Origin of the sequence: Fodinibius roseus, assembly GCF_900129315.1 — a bacterium.
Lineage (GTDB): Bacteria > Bacteroidota > Rhodothermia > Balneolales > Balneolaceae > Fodinibius > Fodinibius roseus.
In genome coordinates this window covers 62,713-80,304 of sequence record NZ_FQUS01000024.1, presented here as the reverse complement: position 1 = coordinate 80,304, position 17,592 = coordinate 62,713, and the positions used below count along the sequence as shown (strand labels likewise).

Genomic DNA, 17,592 nt, shown 5'->3' with positions numbered 1-17,592 from the left:
GTTGTCGTTGAACAAGTCAGCGGGCAACGAACAGAGCAAATTCAAAAAATTAAATCAAAGAACGTAATTTATCCTCATAACTCACGGATTCAGGTAATAAAAAATCACTCAGACAGCCAACTTGTTGTAGTAGAAACTATAAGAGGAGAAAAAGTCGATTTTTTTGGGCATAATGATTTTATGATTGAATCAACTCAAAGTCGAAGATGAAAATGGGAATGTTCCCGGAGAAAAGTTGTTTGCGCTTCATATTATAACTAACTACATAACTAAATCCTCTCCGTTAAGTTCCTCCGCATGGTCGGGATGACACGTCATTACAATTGTTTGGTACTGCTCCGAAAACTCATTGATAGCCTGCACTACAGCTTTTCTGCGCTTGGGATCAATATCCACCATCGGATCATCCAGAATCATAAATCCGGATCCTCCTTCCAAAAATTTCTGGCACAGGGTAAACCGCCAAGCCAAGGCTACCGTGTCTTTGGTCCCGTGGGAAAGTAAATTGTAGGTCAGCGAGGTAGCTTCTTGCGTTTTAAAAACAGTGGGCATGTCACTATCCATATCCACGGTAGAAAAACGGTCGCCGACCATAAGCTCCAGCCATTTCACAAAGCTGCTTTCAAGGCCTTTATAGGTGTCGCTGTCCATCGTCTCGATCAGTTCCAGCGATTTTTTGCGGACCTGGGCCAGTGTTTCAGCTCGGCTGTTAATACGCTCAAATTCAGCCTCCGCTTCTTCCCGTAGTTTCTGCAACTCTTCTGATGAGGTATCCGGAGCTTCCGCTTCCAGCTGCGTGCGCTCCTGTTTCTTTGCAAAAACCTGCTCCTTTAACTGCTGGATATCGTTATCCAGTTGCTCCACCTCTTTGATAAATTCCCCGGATGATTCGTATCCCTCGGGCAGCGAAGGAAGATCATCGAGATCTCCTTGCAGATCCCTGAGCAATTTTGAGGTGTCAGCCAGTTCAAGAATGACATCATCGGAAGAGCCGTATTTTTCCGTCCATTCTTTGATCTTACTCTCCGCTTCTTCTGCTTCTTTTTGAAGCTGGTTTAACGCTGTCCTCGTTTCAACGATATCCTCCGTAATCTCTTCGGAGCTCCGCATCCCGGACAAATCCCCAAAAGCTTCGAGCTCATTTTTCAGGTCCTCCAGCTTTTGATCGCCCAACTCATTCTTATACGCCTTTTTGGCTTGCTCTAAATCATTCTCTTTCTTTTGGTAGAGCCCGGCACAAGACTCTGCCTCCTGAACGGACTCTGTCTCAAGGCCTGTCAAATAGTTGGATAATTCTTCCTTCTTCATCTGAAGAGTCTCGATCGTACCCTCAAGGTCACCTTCTCCCGAAAACACTTTTACCATTAGTTCATCTGTTATCAGGGTAAATCCACCAGATGCCGTTTGCTCGAGCGTTTCACCACTCTTTGTTTCAATTTCTTGTTCATCCTGACCGGCTTCGGTATAACGAAGCATTCGATCCGAATCACTTTCGATGCGAACGGTAAGCTTGGCTGCTTCTATTTTCGTTTGTAGTTGTCGTTTATCCGATTGAAGGGATCGTAGCTTTTTAAGGTCGCCTTGTGTTACTTTTTGCGCCTCTTTTAGTTCGCTCTTCGCTTCTTTTACTTGTGAGGCCAGCTCCTCAACTTTAGCAATTCGTTGTTTTAACTTTTCGGCATCCTGCTTCTTTTTTGCATTTTCTTGCTCTTGCTGAAGCTCCTTCAATTTTTTCCGGCGTGCTTCAAGCTTGGGCTCCAGGTTCTCCATTTTATCTTCAAAGACCGGCCATTTTTTGCTTACGTGCAGCAGTCGCTCTTTTCTTTCTTGAGCTGACGCTAACTTTTGTTCTTTAAGCTGTCGTTCCCGGATGCCTTTTTTTAAAGGATTGAGCCGTTCAAACTTCTCCTTCTTTTCCTCCTGCTGGGCAATGAGGGCGTTCAGGATTTCATTTAATGAATCCAGATTGTCTTCAAAACGCCGGGCTTCTTCCAAGTCCAACCGGAGCTGCTCCTTCTTATAATAGGCTTCAACAACTTTGCCGGTGCCAACCTTATAGGGATTCTTGATACCACGGTTGTTTTCAGGATACTGCTGCGGGCGATTCCACCGCTTGAAATAATCCTCATATTTCTGATCGAGCAGTTCCCGGAACCGGTCCACGGACACCCCGCCGGTTTCCATAAAGTTCCGTCGAAGGATATTGCCCAGCTCTTTCCGTACTTTGCCTTCCTGCTTCATCTCCTGCATCGTCCGATGCAAGCCGGACTGATCGGCAAGCAGAATAGTCCGGAGGGTTGCGGGGGAAACCGGAAGCAGTGATTCAATCTGATTCTGCACTTCTTCCTCATCCGTAATTTCGGAGCCATCAGGTAATTTCAAAGAAGCTCTGCCATTGCGATTCCCTTTCTTCCAGATCTTGTGAATACGAATGATATTATTTTCGCCATTCCTGAGCTCCAGATCTACCCGAATGACATCTCCGCCAACAGCGGGAAAATGGTTCCCCATAATATTTCCCACCTTGGTCCGGGTCAGTGACGTGGTGGTCAGCAGGCCATGCATCACGGCTTGAAATACCGTGGATTTGCCCGCTTCGTTTGGCCCCAGCAGGACATTCAGTCCATCTTCGAATTTAAATGTCTTCTCCTGAATTCCGGCAAAGGGATGGAGAAATACTTTTGACAACATCATTGCTGCACCTCTTTTATCAGTTCATAGGCCATCTGCAGCTCCTCTTCCTCCTCTTCTTCTGAAAACGAGGACAGCAGTTGCTCGGGAAATGAACCCTCGGAGAACTCTTTCTGTATTTGTTCGGAAGTGACTTTCCGGCGAACCTCAGTGTCATCAAGCCGAAGCTCCAATACGGAGTCACGAATTTTTGACCGGCTTTCCTGCCAGGCCTCAAACGCTTCCTCCTCCAGCTTCCCGGATACCTCCAGCTCCAAAACAGCTTGCTGCCAGGAATCCTCGCTAAACTGTTTTACCAGATCTTGAACATCCCTGGCGGATGAAATCTGTTCACTCTTCTGTACAAACCGGTAGGTACCCGTGCTGACGATCTCGGTCGTAATTTCTTTATCATCTCCGACCCTATGAAGGAAAGCGCGTCCCTCGTGATTGCAGGAAAATCCGTCGGGTTCGGGGGTACCGGGATTAAAGATCATATCCCGCTTGTCGGGCCGGGCCGGCCAGGTGATATGCGTATGCCCCATCAGCCAGAGATCGGTACCGGATTGTTCCAGTTCATGAACGGACATGGGAAAGTACCGTTGGTCAAAATCGGGTGATACTCCTTCTATACTCCCGTGTGCAATACCAATGTGGAGGGCGTCCTTGTCTTTTTCTATCTTCTCCACCCATCCGATAGCATGATCCGCCGAATGCTTCGCGTGACAGGGCGCGGGATACACCACTACTTCCGGCTCAAATACGGACAATTCAATCGGCTTTTTTTTGTCCAGCACCAATACGTGCTCCTCGGCTTCTTTTTTGAACCGATCCCAGAGCTGGCTGTCAGCCGTGATGTAGTCATGGTTTCCCGGCAGAACCAATACCACTTCCCCGGTAAACTGATTGATTGCCCGGACGGCTTTCCGAATATCTCCCACCTTCATGGAAGTCCGGTCAAACAGGTCCCCGGCTATGACAAAGATATCGGTCTCTAATTCATTGGCCTTCTCAATGGTCTTTTGGAGGGTTGTGTACCTCGCCTCAGAAAGCGTGTCCTGGGCCTCCGGCAAATTGCGGAAGGTGCGGCCGAGATGGAAGTCGGCTATGTGGAAAATGTTGAGACTCATAATCCTTTTTGCTCTATAATATTCAACTTATTTGTTTACTGGTCAGGATCTATATACACGAAATCCATATATACATTGTCCAGATGTTCAAAATATCTGTCGGTGGTTATTAAAAATGACCGGAATGAGGTCCGGCCCTCTAAGCAAATGGATAAGTATACTTGTATCAATAGTAACCATCATTTTTCAAGTATTCCAAGCAACTCTCCGATGGATTCATCTCCCGGCCATTCCCCTATTACGTTATCCAATCTTGTTCCTTTATACTCCTGTTCTGCCCGAAGCCGCTTTAAGTCCAACTGCTCCTTAATCGGCGATGACTGCAGGACATTAAACGATATTTTTCCACTTTCCAGTGAAAAATCCTTAAGGGTTATATGGTGTTTTTTTCGGTTCAAATGTGCGAAGATATCACCTTTTTAAGTTTGTTTATAGCAATTAAAGATATGAATTCTCTACATGTTATGTTGAAATCTTAGCCTGCTCAAAGCAAATGCTTTTAATCATATTTTTTATGCATACACATCATGCCTCGGAAACGTATTGATTCAAAAAAGAGATAACCATCCCTGCATTAATATCCGGAAAAAAAGAACAGCTTAACCTTATCCAATAACAAAGAAAAGGCCAGCTAATCAAGGCTAACCTTTCCATCCTTATTAACAGACGATCTCAACAACTAAATGACTATCTCTATAGGTAAGTACTTTCTTGAGGACAACCCTTATATTTTTTTGAATTATTTTCACCTTATTGAAAAACAAACCGAAAATGAGTTACTTGCTATAAGTTTAAGTAAGGTCTCTTTTGAGATACGAAGTACACCTATAATTCTTGAAATATTAGATACAACAAAAATATATCAGTTCGGAGTGGCCTATTTGGATTCAATCGTATCCAATGGTTCGGGATTATATGTGCTGTCTGGACTTCCCTGGGTATCCTGTGCGCGGCCCAAATTTATCTGAAAAGTCTACTCGCAAATGATGGTGCAGTAACAATCTATCGCGCCTTGTGGTACGCATTGCCTATCTGGATGATATGGATACCAGCTTGTTATGGCGTGGTAGCTCTTTGCAGGAGTTTCAATTTTGAACCAGGGAATCAACTAAAGAGTTTTTGTGTCCACTTCATTGTCGGCATTGGCTTCGGTTTATTGCACCTGTTTTTTCACTCATGCTGGCTCGTGATTCTAAACGAAAATATTCCGCTGAGCTATCGCCATGCCACGGCACAAATGGTCAACTTATTTGATGATATATGGTTACAGCTGGATCTGCTTGTCTATTGGACAATTGTGGCCGCCTATTTCTCTTTCAATTATTACCGACAGTTCCGCGAGCGTCAAATTCAGGAAGTGCGCATGAAATCACAACTCACCCAAGCCCGGCTTACAGCGTTACGAGCCCAGATACACCCACATTTTCTTTTTAATACGCTCAGTGCTATTCAAACTATGGTCATAAGAAAAGGGGCCAACGATGCGGCCCAAATGATTACCAAATTGAGCGATTACTTGAGATCAACCATACAGGAAGACGATAGACAAATGCTGCCGCTGAAAGAAGAAATCGACTTTGTCAGACAGTACCTTGAAATTGAAACGTACCGCTTCAAAGATCGCCTTGAAATTATTTATAATATCCGAGAAGAGACCTATAATCTCCAAATCCCTGCCCTGCTCTTACAGCCCATCGTAGAAAACGCCATTCAACACGGCCTGGCTCCAAAGGAAGGGACCATGACAATGTCAATTGACGTTTTGTTACAGGATAAATATTTGAAAGTTGAAGTAACCGATACAGGAAGTGATGAAAATTCTGACAAGATTTCGTTGGGAACAGGATTGCAGAGAACCAGAGAGCGACTGCAGGAAATATACAGAGAAGATTACGTTTTTAAGTGCCGCTACCGGAAAGAAGGAGGATTCAAGGTGACGATTAAAATTCCAGCCATTAAGGCTAAGCAGGAACTTATTGATAATCCTAACTACGAAATACAACCTGTTTCCCCATGATTCAAACGATTATTGCTGATGATGAATCCTTCGCCCGCGAAAATATACGTCTGCGTTTACTTGAGCATGACAAGTTCAACATTATCGCAGAATGCAGTACGGGTTCTGAGACACTCGACAAGATCAACGAACATCAACCTGACCTTCTTTTTCTGGATATTCGAATGCCGGAACTTACCGGTCTTGAAGTACTGTACAAACTGGATGAAATTAGCGACCTGCAGGTAATTTTTATCACAGCTTATGATGAATATGCTATTAAGGCATTTGAATTGAATGCTGTAGATTATCTTCTGAAACCAATTGACAGCACGCGGTTTCATGAGGCCCTGCAGAGAGTTCAAAAGAATCTAAATGCAGTAGACAGCAAGCAACTCGGTAAAATAGTCCGGGCTATTGATTCAATTCAAGAGACAACCGGCCGACAGAAATTACCAAGCCGGATAAAAATAAAAAATAAAGGCCGCATTCGCTTTATCCCGACCGACGAGATAATATACCTCGAAGCAGCCGGCGATTATGTTGAACTACATATAAAGGGTTCTGATAAATCCTACCTCAAGCGAGAAACTATGAAACAGATGGTCAAAGAGCTTTCGCCTGCCTTCATTCGCATTCACCGCTCATATATCATTAAAAAAGATGAAATTCTGGAACTGAAAACCAGCAATAATGACAAATGGTCCGTGATACTCCATGACGGCACGGAATTAAAAGTCAGCGGTGGATACAAGGCAGAACTGCAACAGATGTCTAAAACTGCTTTTTAAAAGCTTCGTTTACCGCATCAATACCCATTCCTATCTCAGGAAATCCGCCACTCATCGAATAGTCGTTTCATATCCGGTGCATTTCAAATAGCTTCATTTTAGTGCGTTCGGCTGGGAAGTTTGCAACGGTCTTAAGAAGAGGTGATGCAGGTAATTGGAGATTTGTGGTAGATGCTATGAGCGGGGCCCCTATTACAGCCTTCGAAGAGGCAATACCACATAATCAGAACTAAAATCAATCCTATTACTATGCTGAGGACAGAACTACTTTTTATTTTTGTCACAATTATAGCGGCTGATTGCATTGCTCAGTCAAACCAGTCAGCGTTTATTTACCCCGATTCCACCTGGATGCAATACGCCACACCCGAACAAGCCGGATGGTCTTCAAAGAAAATAGCGGAGGTCAAAGACTTTGCAGATTCACTTGGTTCTGATGCCATAATGTTAATCTATAAAGGGGCGGTGGTTACCGAATGGGGACATAATGCCGAAGTAGAATTTATTGCCTCAATTTACAAAAGTCTGTTTAATAGCTTATATGGTATTGCCATTGAAAAAGGAGAAATTGATACCTCAGCTACGCTTGATGAACTGTATATTCGGGCTCAACCGCCTTTGTCGGAAAAAGAAAAGAAGGCAAAAGTTGTCCACTTACTCTCAGCCAGTTCAGGTGTTTATCGGCAGGGACGGGGTCCTGATCCGGGCAGCGCCGAACCAGGTGAACAGTGGTATTACAATGGTTGGGATTTTAATGCATTGGGAAGCATCTATGAGCAAGAAACTGGCAAAATAGTCTTTAAAGCTATTGAAAAGCTTATAGCTAAACCAATAGGTATGCAGGATTACGAAGCTACATGGGGACATTATTTTTCACAGCCCTGGCGTTCAGAACATCCAAGTTATAACATTTGGATGTCTGCCCGCGATCTGGCGCGTTTTGGCCTGTTATACTTGCGAAATGGGCGATGGAAAGATGAACAAATTATATCAGCCAACTGGATTGAAGCAAGCACAAAACCTAAATTCAGATATGTCATAGGGAAAGAAATACCAATACATTACGGCCTTTTGTGGTGGATAAGTGCAAATGAACTCAGTCAATATGATGCCTATTTTGCCTCGGGAGTAGGAAGTCAATCAGTATGGGTTTTGCCAAAGTTAGATATTGTATTTGTTCACCGTGCATCACGCGATTACAATCAAGGGGTTTATGGACTGGATGTTGAAGAAATTCTACTGCAGCTTATTGAAGCTAAGATAGATAATTCTGTGTCTCAACCTCAGTTTACTCCGGTAAACTGGAGTCAGTGATCACCGCAGTCAGAGAAACCTAACAAACGTACTAAATGGAAAAGCATTCCCTTCCCCTGCTACAACTGGTATTTTAGCTTTTCATTCGTTATTTAACAGAGTATGGAAAATGTACAGGTAAAAACCAGCCCTGCCGTTGAATCGACCTTCAATAAGTACCCCGATTCGATACGAAAGAAAATATTAACCCTCCGAAGTATAATCTTAGAAGCGGCAAACGAAATCGAGGAAGTAACTCATTTAGAGGAAACCCTAAAATGGGGCGAACCCAGTTATGTAACTAAATACGGAAGTACTATCCGGGTTGACTGGAAGAAAAAAACACCAGAACAGTATGCGATGTATTTCACATGCACAACCGAATTGGTTCCGACGTTTAAAAGACTTTATTCCGATGTATTTGAATTTGAAGGTAATCGGGCCATTGTTTTTCAAATAGACGATCATGTTCCAAAAGTCGTATTAAAAAGGTGTATTTCTGCCGCGTTAATGTATCATAAGGTAAAGCAGTTGCCTATGCTGGGATTATAATGCCACCCATCATTGACAGCAAAGGATGCTTTGTCAACACCTTCTCAAACCACTGCCTCTCTATTATACCTGTTTCTATACTCCACGGGTGACAAACTCGTAACTTCTTTAAATACCCTGCGAAATGCACTGGCGTCGGAATAGCCCACCTCATACATTGTTTCCGTAACCGTTTTTCTGCCCGCTTCCAATAGCTTTTTGGCTGCCTCTACCTTGACCCGTTGTATATATTCAAACGGCGTATTTCCGGTGGCTTCAATAAACCTCCGGTCGAACTGCCGTCGGCTGACCGCAAACCTGGAAGCCAGTTGTTTAACGGATATTTTTTCATGCACATTGCTTTCGATATGGGCTTGCGCTTGTTGAACCAGTTCATCCCCGTGCATTTTCTGTCCTTTGAATATGATAAATTCGGACTGGCTTTGCCGGTCCATTTCAATCTGAAATACTTTGGAGCAATAAATAGCTGCTTGCCGGTCGTAGTATTTCTCAACAAGGTAAATCATCAGGTTGAGGAAGGAATAAGCACCGCCATTCGTGTAAACCCCATCTTCATCCGTAATCAATTTATCCGGTTGTACTTCCACGCGGGGAAACATCTCTCTGAAATTATCCGCAGCAGACCAATGGGTAGAACAGCTTTTGCCATCCAGCAAACCGGAGGATGCGAGCAGAAAGGCACCGGTGCAAATACTGGCCACTTCAGCCCCGTCTTTATACTGTTTGGCAATCCACTCAATCAGCTCTTTGTTTCCTTCTACCGCTTCCCGATAATTGTGATTCAGTGAAGGGACAATGATAAGATCAGTTCTGGGGATAGACGAAATATCGGTCTGTGGCTTTACGGAAAACAAGTCGCCATAGAATTCCACTTCTGTTGAAATACCGGCCAATTCAATTTCAAATAATGATTCACGCCCGCTTTCCTCCCAGTACTTATTAGCTCTTGTAAATATATTGTACGGACCTACGATACTTTCCAGGTTATTTTGTCCCTCAGGCACAATGATCGTAAGATGTTTCATAATGTTTCTTTTTAAGGTAGAAATTTACCGGTGTCTAAATCAACCTGTTATAACGTCTAATTTACACCGGGTGAAAGTGATATATAGCCATTACATTGATTTTATAGAAATTATTTTAAGACAAAAGCAAAAGGAGGAAACAATGACCAACCACAAAACAGGAACACGTGAGGAGTGGCTTGAAGCACGACGAAAACTACTCAAAGAGGAGAAAGAGCTAACCCGGCGCAGCGATGAGCTTGCTAAAAAACGGCAAGAGCTGCCATGGGTTAAAGTTGATAAGGAATACCAGTTCGAAACCGATGAAGGCAGCGCCTCGCTGGCAGATCTCTTCCAGGGACGGTCGCAGCTTATTGTTTATCACTTTATGTTCGGACCTGATTATAAAGCAGGTTGTCCCTCCTGCTCGGCTATTGCAGACGGCTTCAACGGCTCCGTTGTACACCTGGCTAACCACGACGTCATGCTCTGGGCGGTATCACGGGCACCGCTGGAGAAACTGCAGGCATACAAACAGCGGATGGGGTGGACATTCCCCTGGGCATCCTCGTACGGCAGTGACTTCAACTTTGACTTCGCCGTCTCATTCACAGAAGAGCAACAGCGCCAGGGAAATATTGAATATAACTATCGCAAGGGCCATGCAAGTTCTAACAAGGATGAGGTTGATCCAAATGTAGAAGCTCCCAAGGCCGCACCGAAGATTACGGCAGGCACCGGAACGGACTGGGCAACCTACGCAAGGGAGGCGCCCGGTATGAGTGCCTTTGTGCTCGAAGACGGTGCCATCCATCACACCTACTCAACCTATGAGCGTGGCTTGGACGATCTGTGGGGGATGTATAAATGGCTTGACCGGGCACCACTCGGACGTAACGAAACGGGATTCTGGTTACGCCGCCATGACGAGTACCATAGCGAATGAACAACCATGATAATTACTCAGACATCCCTCGAAAATCATCCGAATGCATTAGAGGCTTTAGTGTAATACGCTATCCGAATGTAATAATCATTTGTTTTTAAACATAGAATCTTTGAAAACCAATCATGTCATGTTGAACCCCGATACTGTTCGGGACAAGTTTTATCAGCATCTGTAAACAATTGTTCTTAAGAAGCTTTTAAGGCACACTTGTTACTCCAGGTCCTAAAATTAATTCAAAGTGACACATTGGTCTTGCAAAGGTCTCCTTAAACCATCTTCAACAAAAAATTCAAACGACTGAAAAAATGAAAAATTCCGATCTTGTTATCATGACAACTGCTGAAGCCAAACCGGGGAAACAAAAAACCGTTCAGCAGGCATTGCGCGATGTGGCCAAAGCGGCACGCTCGCAGTCGGGCTGCATCGAGTATAATGTTTTTCGCTCCGCAGAAAATCCTGCTGTAACGGTTAATTTCGAACGGTGGGGATCAAAAGAGGAACGCGACACGTTTTTAGCGAGCGAAGATGTGAAAAAATTCGCTTCAGCCGTATCAGACGGATTTGTTGAATCACCGCAACCGGTGTCGTATGAAATACTGGAAGAAGCGTAATTTCACAGAAACCCGATAGGTCAAAAATTTGCCATATATTTCCCGCAGATGTGGTTACCCGCAGCTTTCGGAAATAGTCAGGTGACCGAATTTTACCGGCACCCTAAATAAAACGATTAACTCAACATTTTTACGATTATGCGCAAGTTTGTTACAGGACTCGCAACCCAAACATCAACTATACGGTGTCGGCGTCATGTGCTTGCACGGTGTTCTTTATTCCCTCCCGGTACGGAGTGGGTTTAAAAGCAAAACGCTGCTCAAATTTCCGGCTGTCAAATACGTAATCCCGGTCATATTGGTAATACATTTCGACGATCTCACTCATAACAGGCACAAACAGGCCCATAACTCGAACCATCAATTTAGACACCTCCCGGTACCTGGCTTTCACTCCCATTTCACGGGACACACCTTCTATCCATCCCTTACCTGTTGGTGGCTCTGCCGCCGTCGGGAGATGCCAAACCTGGTTATAAGCTTCATCCCTGTTGCCCAGTAATGCGGTTGCCTTGCCGGCATCCGGCGTATACGTAAAAGAATGCTTTACCGCGGCTGATCCTATCCAGTTGGCTTTTTTACCCTCGCTTAAGGGATTAACCACCATTTCGGTGAGCATGCTGGTGTCTTTAATATTGGGCCCGTAAAAATCAGCAGAGCGGGCAATTAACGCTTTAAGGCCACCTTCCTTTGCTTCTTCCATAATCATATTGGCTACCCGGGCTCTGACTTTTCCCTTTCGGCTGGGTGGATTGACGGGTGTTTCTTCGGTCATTCCATTCAGATGATGCTCATCATACATGTAGATGTTGTCAAAAAACACCAGTTTACAGTTATGCTCCTTACAGGCAGCGAGTACATTGTTTATCAGAACAGGCCATTTTTTCTCCCATACTTCTGCATCATAAGGAAGTCCCACCGTTACGTATGCCACCGATGTCCCCTCTACAGCGCTACGTACTTCATCCGGATTAAGCAGATCTGCTGCAACCAGTTCATCGGTAGGGTTGACTTTCTCCGGATTCCGGCTGACCAGCCTGATTTCATTTGTGTACTCCTTAAGAGCTTTGGCAAGTTCTCTTCCTATTGCTCCGCCTGCGCCTAATATGGTCTGCATAGATCAAGTAGTTGTTATTAAAATTGGCAAATTCAATATATGTACATTTTATCTGGTATTTCTAACAAAGACAGTCATCCCTCTCGCCGGATTTACCGGTATTCACTTTTACCCTTAAATTTTATTAATTAAGAATACCATTGTCCGCGCCGCATAAGCGCTGGGCTGTCAGGATGCGAGATGAAAATGGTCCCGCTGCCAACATTGGTTGCACTCTTTATTACCATACTAATTATTACCATACTAAAAAAGATGTCCAATTTCCCAGGTTTCAAGCATTATTAGAGTGAAGGGAAACACTCAACACAAATAAAGACAAAAATAAACGAATTCACCATGTCAAAGAGAAATAAAATTATTTTTTGGATCGCCACCGGCTTTCTTGCCTTTGGTATGACAGCAGGGGGCGTACAACAACTGTTTCAAATAGGGGGATATGTTGAAATTGTCAGCCAATTGGGATATCCGATTTATCTGTTATCCATACTCGGATTTTGGAAAATTTTGGGAGTTATAGCAGTTCTTGTTCCTAAATTTCCCTTAGTAAAGGAATGGGCTTATGCAGGCTTCTTTTTTGCCATGTCCGGAGCTGCGACTTCACATATTGTGGCAGGACAGCCGTTTACGGAAGCTATTCCTTCATTGGTATTGTTAACCATGACAGTGGCATCGTGGTATTTCAGGCCTGCGGGTAGAAAAATCGGGACCGTTAATCAGAAATAACAATTATGACTAAGCCAAAAGACGTTGATTCCTACATTGCCAATGCTCCCTCCAGGGCCCATCCAATACTTAAAGAACTCCGGGAAATCATAACATCGACGATTCCGGAAGCGGAGGAAGGCATAAGCTACAATGTGCCATTCTATAAGTTTCACGGTGTTCATGTTGGATTTTCCGCCTTCAAGAACCACGCTACCTTTGGCATTGGCGCTGACGTACTCCATAGCAAAAATCATAAAATGCTCGAAGAAAAAGGATACAAAACCGGGAAGGAAACCATACAAATCAAGTACGGTCAAAAAGTGCCGGCCACAATCATAAAGCAACTTCTAAAAGCGAAAATGAATAAAGCCAAAAGAACAACAAACTAAATGCAAAGAATGAATCCCAAAGTTGATGACTATATAAACAAAGCCCAAAAATGGCAGGAAGAAATAGAGCAGTTGAGAAAAATCTGTCTCGACTGTGGACTAACCGAAGCACTGAAGTGGGGAAAACCCTGCTATTCGTTTCAGGAAAATAATATCGCTATTATACAGCCCTTTAGCGAAACCTGTGCACTTATGTTTTTCAAGGGTGTCCTGTTAGAGGATCCCGGGGGAGTGCTGGAGAAACCCGGGAAACATTCTCGTATCGCACGACGGATTTCATTCACCGGGACGCAGGAAATAGTCGAGATGAAATCTATGCTGAAGGCCTATATTGATGAAGCTATTGAAGCGGAAAAAGCCGGTTTGGAAGTGGATGTAGAAGAGAAAACGGAACCGATTCCTGAAGAATTTCAAAGGAAGCTGGACGAAAATCCTGGCTTAAAAACTGCTTTCAATGATTTGACGCCCGGACGGCAACGAGGATACCTTCTGTATTTTTCTGATGCCAAACAATCCAAAACCCGTACGCGAAGGGTGGAAAAATACATACCGAAAATTCTTGATGGAAAGGGATTACGAGAATAAAGTCCTCAATGAAGTTATCTGAAAATTAATACCATCTGCCAATAACAAAACCCAGTGCTTTACCGTCAATTGGGCGATATATTGCATATCTCCCGGGGATTTGCGAGGGGCACTAAAACGGAAAATAAAATTGGAATGTCCAATTTCCAGCGTCTCAGTCATTATAAGGTTGAAACGCAGGCGTAAACCATAAACTTTTAAACCATATACGTAAAATGAAAGAATTCATGCTATTGTTCCGGCAGCCGAGTTATGACTACAGCGATGTTTCAAAAGAAGAGATGGCCGCACTCGCGAGAAAATGGAAGGAGTGGTGGCAGGACATCGACGAGCAGGGAAAATTGTCCAGTCGCGGGCCTCGTCTGGCGATGGAAGGAAAAGTGTTAAAGCCCGGCGGCGTGGTTACCGATGGCCCCTTCGTTGAAATCAAAGAAAAGCTGGGGAGTTTTATTGTCGTAAAGGCGGAAAACCTGGATGATGCTACCACATTAGCTCATGGCTGTCCGGCCCTTGACCAGGGAGGCAGTGTTGAGGTCCGACCCATCGGGAATCCCTGGTCGGGGAAAAAAGGATAGGCTTTGCTGGCTGCGAAACCTCGGGCATAGATTTTCACAGATTCATAAATTATTGTTTCATCGCGAGTAGTCAGAGTGATGTGTATTCCGCTATCAGCAGTCAGCTCACCATTCCCTCTTTGGGAAATTTGAGTTTGGCTGAACTACGGCCTCTTACTAAAATACTATACCTATTAAGCTGACGGCGGATAGCTGATCGTCAATTGTAAATCACTCACAAGAATTCGGCAAAACCACTTTTGTGAAGCCTGTAAAACACAAAAATCATAAAGCAAGCAAGTGGAACAGGAAACCATAAAGCAGTTATTTCACCGGGAATTTTCGAAAATGGTTGCAGTCATCAGCAAGCTGTATGGATTGTCCAATATTCAAATTGCCGAAGATGTGGTAAGTGAAACGTTTCTTCAGGCGGCCGAAACATGGGGAATCGAGGGTACGCCGAAAAATCCGACGGCCTGGCTGTATGTGGTGGCCAAGCGAAAAGCCCTGTATCATTTCCGCCGGAAAAAAATTTTTAGCCATAAAGTATCTCCTGAACTGAGGGTAAGACAACAACAGGATCAAGAAATTCCGGAGCCGGATTTTTCGCTGCATAATATCCAGGACAGTCAGCTGCAAATGCTCTTTGCAATATGTCACCCCGCCATTGCCAGCGAAGCCCAGATAGGACTGGCCCTGCGCACTCTTTGCGGTTTTGGGATTGATGAAATAGCCGAGGCCTTTTTATCCAACAAAGATACGATCAACAAGAGGTTATACCGGGCCAGGAAAAAGCTGCGAACCGAAAACATCCGGATGGAACTGCCGCCAAAAGATGAAATACCCGAACGCCTCGACAGTGTCCTTCGCATTATCTACCTGCTTTTCAATGAGGGCTATTACTCTAACACCCAAAACCAGGTCCTGCAGAAAGATCTCTGCCTCGAAGCCATGCGACTGGGACTGCTGCTAACCGGTCATGAGGAAACGGATCAACCCAAAACAAATGCTCTGGTGGCTCTCATGTGTTTTCATGCTTCCCGGTTTGAGGCCAGGCAACATACAGAAAAGCCTATCATTCTATACGACCAGCAAAACCCGGCATTGTGGGATACGGCATTGATTAAACAAGGTATGCACTTTTTGGGTCGGTCGGCACGGGGAGACGAGATCAGCTCCTACCACCTGGAAGCACGCATCGCCTACTGGCATTGCATCAAAGAAGATACTCCCGAAAAGTGGGAGGACATTTTACATCTCTACGATCAGCTTCTGAAGGTCAGCTATTCCCCGAGTATTGCTCTCAACAGGATGTATGCATTATACAAAGTGAAAGGGGCAGAAACCGCTATAACTGAGGCTGAAAAACTGAGCCTGGAGGACAACCATTTCTATTTTGTCCTTCTGGGCGAGCTTTACAGGCACACCGATCCGGAAAAGGCTATCATCCATTTTGAAAAAGCCCGGTCCCTCGCTAAAACCCCGCCAGAAAAGGAGATCATTCAGGCAAAAATCGACCGCCTTTCCAGCAATTCTCCTATCGGTAAAAAGAAACCTTGATCACTTTATTGAGTTCCGGGATATTTGTTGACAAGCCCGGCAGCAAAATGGCTGATAATTATCATTAGAGTAAACGAAGCTGCCCTTACTGGTTGACACTCAGCTCCCGCACTTCCTGAAGATTTTTCTTCAGCTCATCGTCAGTGAACGAGTGATCACTCAGCTTGCCGGCAAAATAATCCTCGTAGGCTGACATATCCACAAAGCCATGACCGCAAAGGTTGAACAGGATCGTTTTCTCCCTGCCTTCCTCTTTGGCCTGATTAGCTTCCCGGATAACCTGTGCTATCGCATGGGTCGCTTCGGGAGCCGAAATGATACCCTCCGTTTTTGCAAAAAGAACCCCGGCCTCGAAACACTCGAGCTGCTGAATGGCAACGGCTTCAATCAGCTCATCTTTCAGCAGCTGGCTACAGAGCACGCTGGCCCCGTGATAGCGCAATCCGCCCGCATGAATAGCCGCAGGGGTAAAATTATGTCCCAGGGTATACATGGGCAGCAGTGGCGTGTAGCCTGCCGAATCTCCGAAGTCGTACATAAATTCTCCCTTCGTCAGTTTCGGACAAGAAGCCGGCTCTACGGCAACAAAACGGGTATTTTTATCTTCGCTGATATTATTTTTAAGGAATGGAAATGAGATACCGGCGAAGTTCGATCCTCCCCCGAGCGGTGCAATCACCACGTCGGGATAATTGCCCGCGTATTCAAGTTGTTTGATCGTTTCCTGACCGATAATGGTTTGATGCAGCAACACGTGATTGAGCACCGACCCGAGGGAGTATTTGGTCTCCTCGTCCTGTACTGCGCGTTCAATGGCCTCGGAGATGGCTATCCCCAAACTGCCGCTGGTATCCGGATCTTTGGCAAGAATATCACGCCCAGCCTGCGTGCGATCGCTCGGAGAGGGATATACATCAGCACCGAACGTATTCATCATCACTTTCCGGTAGGGCTTTTGATCATAGCTGATACGAACCATATACACCTCGCACTTCACGTCAAACTGTGCACAGGCAAATGCCAGCGCGGTGCCCCACTGTCCGGCCCCGGTCTCGGTGGTAATACTATTTATGCCTTCCCGCTTGTTGTAATACACCTGCGGGACGGCCGTATTGGGTTTGTGTGAACCGCTGGGACTCACTCCCTCGTATTTGTAATAAATCTTTGCCGGGGTGTCGAGGGCTTTCTCCAGTTGATTAGCGCGATATAGTGGGGAGGGACGCCAAATTTTGTAAATATCACGTACTTCGTCCGGAATTTCGATATACTGCTCGGCAGAAACTTCCTGCTCAATCAGTCCCATCGGGAATATCGGTGAGAGATCCTCGGGACCGGCGGGTTCGCCCGTTTTGGGATGCAGCGGCGGCTGCGGTTTGTTCGGCATATCCGCTACGATATTGTACCAGTGGGTGGGGATATCGGATTCATCGAGAAAAATCTTCTTAGTCATGGCAAATACGATCAGGTTTTAAATGAGAGTGTACGGTAGAATAACGTGTGAATGATAACCGGATATGACCCGGTATTTATCCACTCACGATTGCCAATATGGGAATAAATGATTAAGAAAAAAAGAAAAAGAAAGGAAGTATCAGCCTTGCCGAAAACCTATGCCCGGATCTGCCCTCGATTATATCGACAACTAAGCCGGACTTAACCGGTACTTAATCGATTGCCGAAATCACC

General features: G+C 44.9%; 18 protein-coding genes. 12 read left to right on the top strand and 6 right to left on the bottom strand.

The window, feature by feature from the left end; translation table 11 throughout:
- Positions 1–210 (top strand): hypothetical protein (locus tag BUB16_RS21830; protein WP_211483225.1); only part of this gene is annotated, 210 nt, incomplete at its 5' end.
- Positions 211–261: 51 nt separating this feature from the next.
- Here BUB16_RS21830 and BUB16_RS17790 read toward each other — a convergent pair.
- The 3 genes from BUB16_RS17790 to BUB16_RS17780 all read right to left on the bottom strand — a co-directional run bounded on the left by BUB16_RS17790 (position 262) and on the right by BUB16_RS17780 (position 4,198).
- Entirely contained in the window at positions 262–2,694 is a 2,433-nt protein-coding gene (locus tag BUB16_RS17790) for an AAA family ATPase (protein WP_073067581.1), read from the bottom strand.
- Positions 2,691–3,800, bottom strand: a complete 1,110-nt coding sequence (locus BUB16_RS17785; protein ID WP_073067579.1) for a metallophosphoesterase family protein — start codon at positions 3,798–3,800, stop codon at positions 2,691–2,693. The genes BUB16_RS17790 and BUB16_RS17785 overlap by 4 nt, the downstream gene beginning before the upstream one ends.
- Before the next feature lie 179 nt (positions 3,801–3,979).
- Positions 3,980–4,198: a hypothetical protein gene (locus BUB16_RS17780; protein WP_073067577.1), complete on the bottom strand. Its 219-nt coding sequence runs from the start codon at positions 4,196–4,198 to the stop codon at positions 3,980–3,982.
- 614 nt (positions 4,199–4,812) lie between these two features.
- On the opposite strand from BUB16_RS17780, the gene BUB16_RS17770 reads away from it, so the two are divergent.
- The 4 genes from BUB16_RS17770 (at position 4,813) to BUB16_RS17755 (ending at position 8,432) form a co-directional block, all read left to right on the top strand.
- Positions 4,813–5,817: a sensor histidine kinase gene (locus BUB16_RS17770; protein ID WP_084088414.1), complete on the top strand. Its 1,005-nt coding sequence runs from the start codon at positions 4,813–4,815 to the stop codon at positions 5,815–5,817.
- Positions 5,814–6,587, top strand: coding sequence for a LytR/AlgR family response regulator transcription factor (locus BUB16_RS17765; RefSeq protein WP_073067572.1), 774 nt, complete (start codon positions 5,814–5,816; stop codon positions 6,585–6,587). The genes BUB16_RS17770 and BUB16_RS17765 overlap by 4 nt, the downstream gene beginning before the upstream one ends.
- 249 nt (positions 6,588–6,836) lie before the next feature.
- Positions 6,837–7,901 (top strand): serine hydrolase domain-containing protein, encoded by a 1,065-nt coding sequence (locus BUB16_RS17760; RefSeq protein ID WP_084088413.1) that lies wholly within the window; start codon positions 6,837–6,839, stop codon positions 7,899–7,901.
- Between the two features lie 102 nt (positions 7,902–8,003).
- Complete coding sequence (locus BUB16_RS17755; protein ID WP_073067570.1) at positions 8,004–8,432, top strand: DUF1801 domain-containing protein; 429 nt, start codon at positions 8,004–8,006, stop codon at positions 8,430–8,432.
- Between the two features lie 44 nt (positions 8,433–8,476).
- Here BUB16_RS17755 and BUB16_RS17750 read toward each other — a convergent pair whose 3' ends face one another.
- Positions 8,477–9,457, bottom strand: a complete 981-nt coding sequence (locus BUB16_RS17750) for a GlxA family transcriptional regulator (protein ID WP_073067568.1) — start codon at positions 9,455–9,457, stop codon at positions 8,477–8,479.
- Between the two features lie 142 nt (positions 9,458–9,599).
- On the opposite strand from BUB16_RS17750, the gene BUB16_RS17745 reads away from it, so the two are divergent.
- Both BUB16_RS17745 and BUB16_RS17740 read left to right on the top strand, forming a co-directional pair.
- Positions 9,600–10,382 (top strand): DUF899 domain-containing protein, encoded by a 783-nt coding sequence (locus BUB16_RS17745; protein ID WP_073067566.1) that lies wholly within the window; start codon positions 9,600–9,602, stop codon positions 10,380–10,382.
- A 308-nt stretch (positions 10,383–10,690) separates the two neighbouring features.
- Positions 10,691–10,996 carry a putative quinol monooxygenase gene (locus tag BUB16_RS17740; protein WP_073067564.1) on the top strand — a complete coding sequence of 102 codons (306 nt, stop codon included), beginning with the start codon at positions 10,691–10,693 and terminating at the stop codon, positions 10,994–10,996.
- A 178-nt stretch (positions 10,997–11,174) separates the two neighbouring features.
- Here the strand turns inward: BUB16_RS17740 and BUB16_RS17735 are convergent, their stop codons facing one another.
- On the bottom strand, positions 11,175–12,113 hold the full coding sequence (locus tag BUB16_RS17735; protein WP_073067562.1) for an NAD-dependent epimerase/dehydratase family protein: 939 nt from the start codon (positions 12,111–12,113) through the stop codon (positions 11,175–11,177).
- Between the two features lie 336 nt (positions 12,114–12,449).
- On the opposite strand from BUB16_RS17735, the gene BUB16_RS17730 reads away from it, so the two are divergent.
- From BUB16_RS17730 to BUB16_RS17710, 5 genes are all read left to right on the top strand, one after another.
- The gene (locus tag BUB16_RS17730) at positions 12,450–12,836 is read left to right on the top strand and encodes a DoxX family protein (protein WP_073067560.1); all 387 of its coding nucleotides are present in this window, start codon (positions 12,450–12,452) and stop codon (positions 12,834–12,836) included.
- Positions 12,837–12,841: 5 nt separating this feature from the next.
- Complete coding sequence (locus BUB16_RS17725) at positions 12,842–13,207, top strand: iron chaperone (RefSeq protein ID WP_073067558.1); 366 nt, start codon at positions 12,842–12,844, stop codon at positions 13,205–13,207.
- A gap of 9 nt (positions 13,208–13,216) precedes the next feature.
- On the top strand, positions 13,217–13,792 hold the full coding sequence (locus BUB16_RS17720; RefSeq protein ID WP_244545739.1) for a YdeI/OmpD-associated family protein: 576 nt from the start codon (positions 13,217–13,219) through the stop codon (positions 13,790–13,792).
- 215 nt (positions 13,793–14,007) lie between these two features.
- The gene (locus tag BUB16_RS17715; protein ID WP_073067554.1) at positions 14,008–14,367 is read left to right on the top strand and encodes a YciI family protein; all 360 of its coding nucleotides are present in this window, start codon (positions 14,008–14,010) and stop codon (positions 14,365–14,367) included.
- A 327-nt stretch (positions 14,368–14,694) separates the two neighbouring features.
- Positions 14,695–15,906, top strand: coding sequence for an RNA polymerase sigma factor (locus BUB16_RS17710; RefSeq protein ID WP_073067594.1), 1,212 nt, complete (start codon positions 14,695–14,697; stop codon positions 15,904–15,906).
- 85 nt (positions 15,907–15,991) lie between these two features.
- Here the strand turns inward: BUB16_RS17710 and BUB16_RS17705 are convergent, their stop codons facing one another.
- Positions 15,992–17,356: a TrpB-like pyridoxal phosphate-dependent enzyme gene (locus BUB16_RS17705; protein ID WP_073067552.1), complete on the bottom strand. Its 1,365-nt coding sequence runs from the start codon at positions 17,354–17,356 to the stop codon at positions 15,992–15,994.
- Positions 17,357–17,592 lie beyond the last annotated feature (236 nt).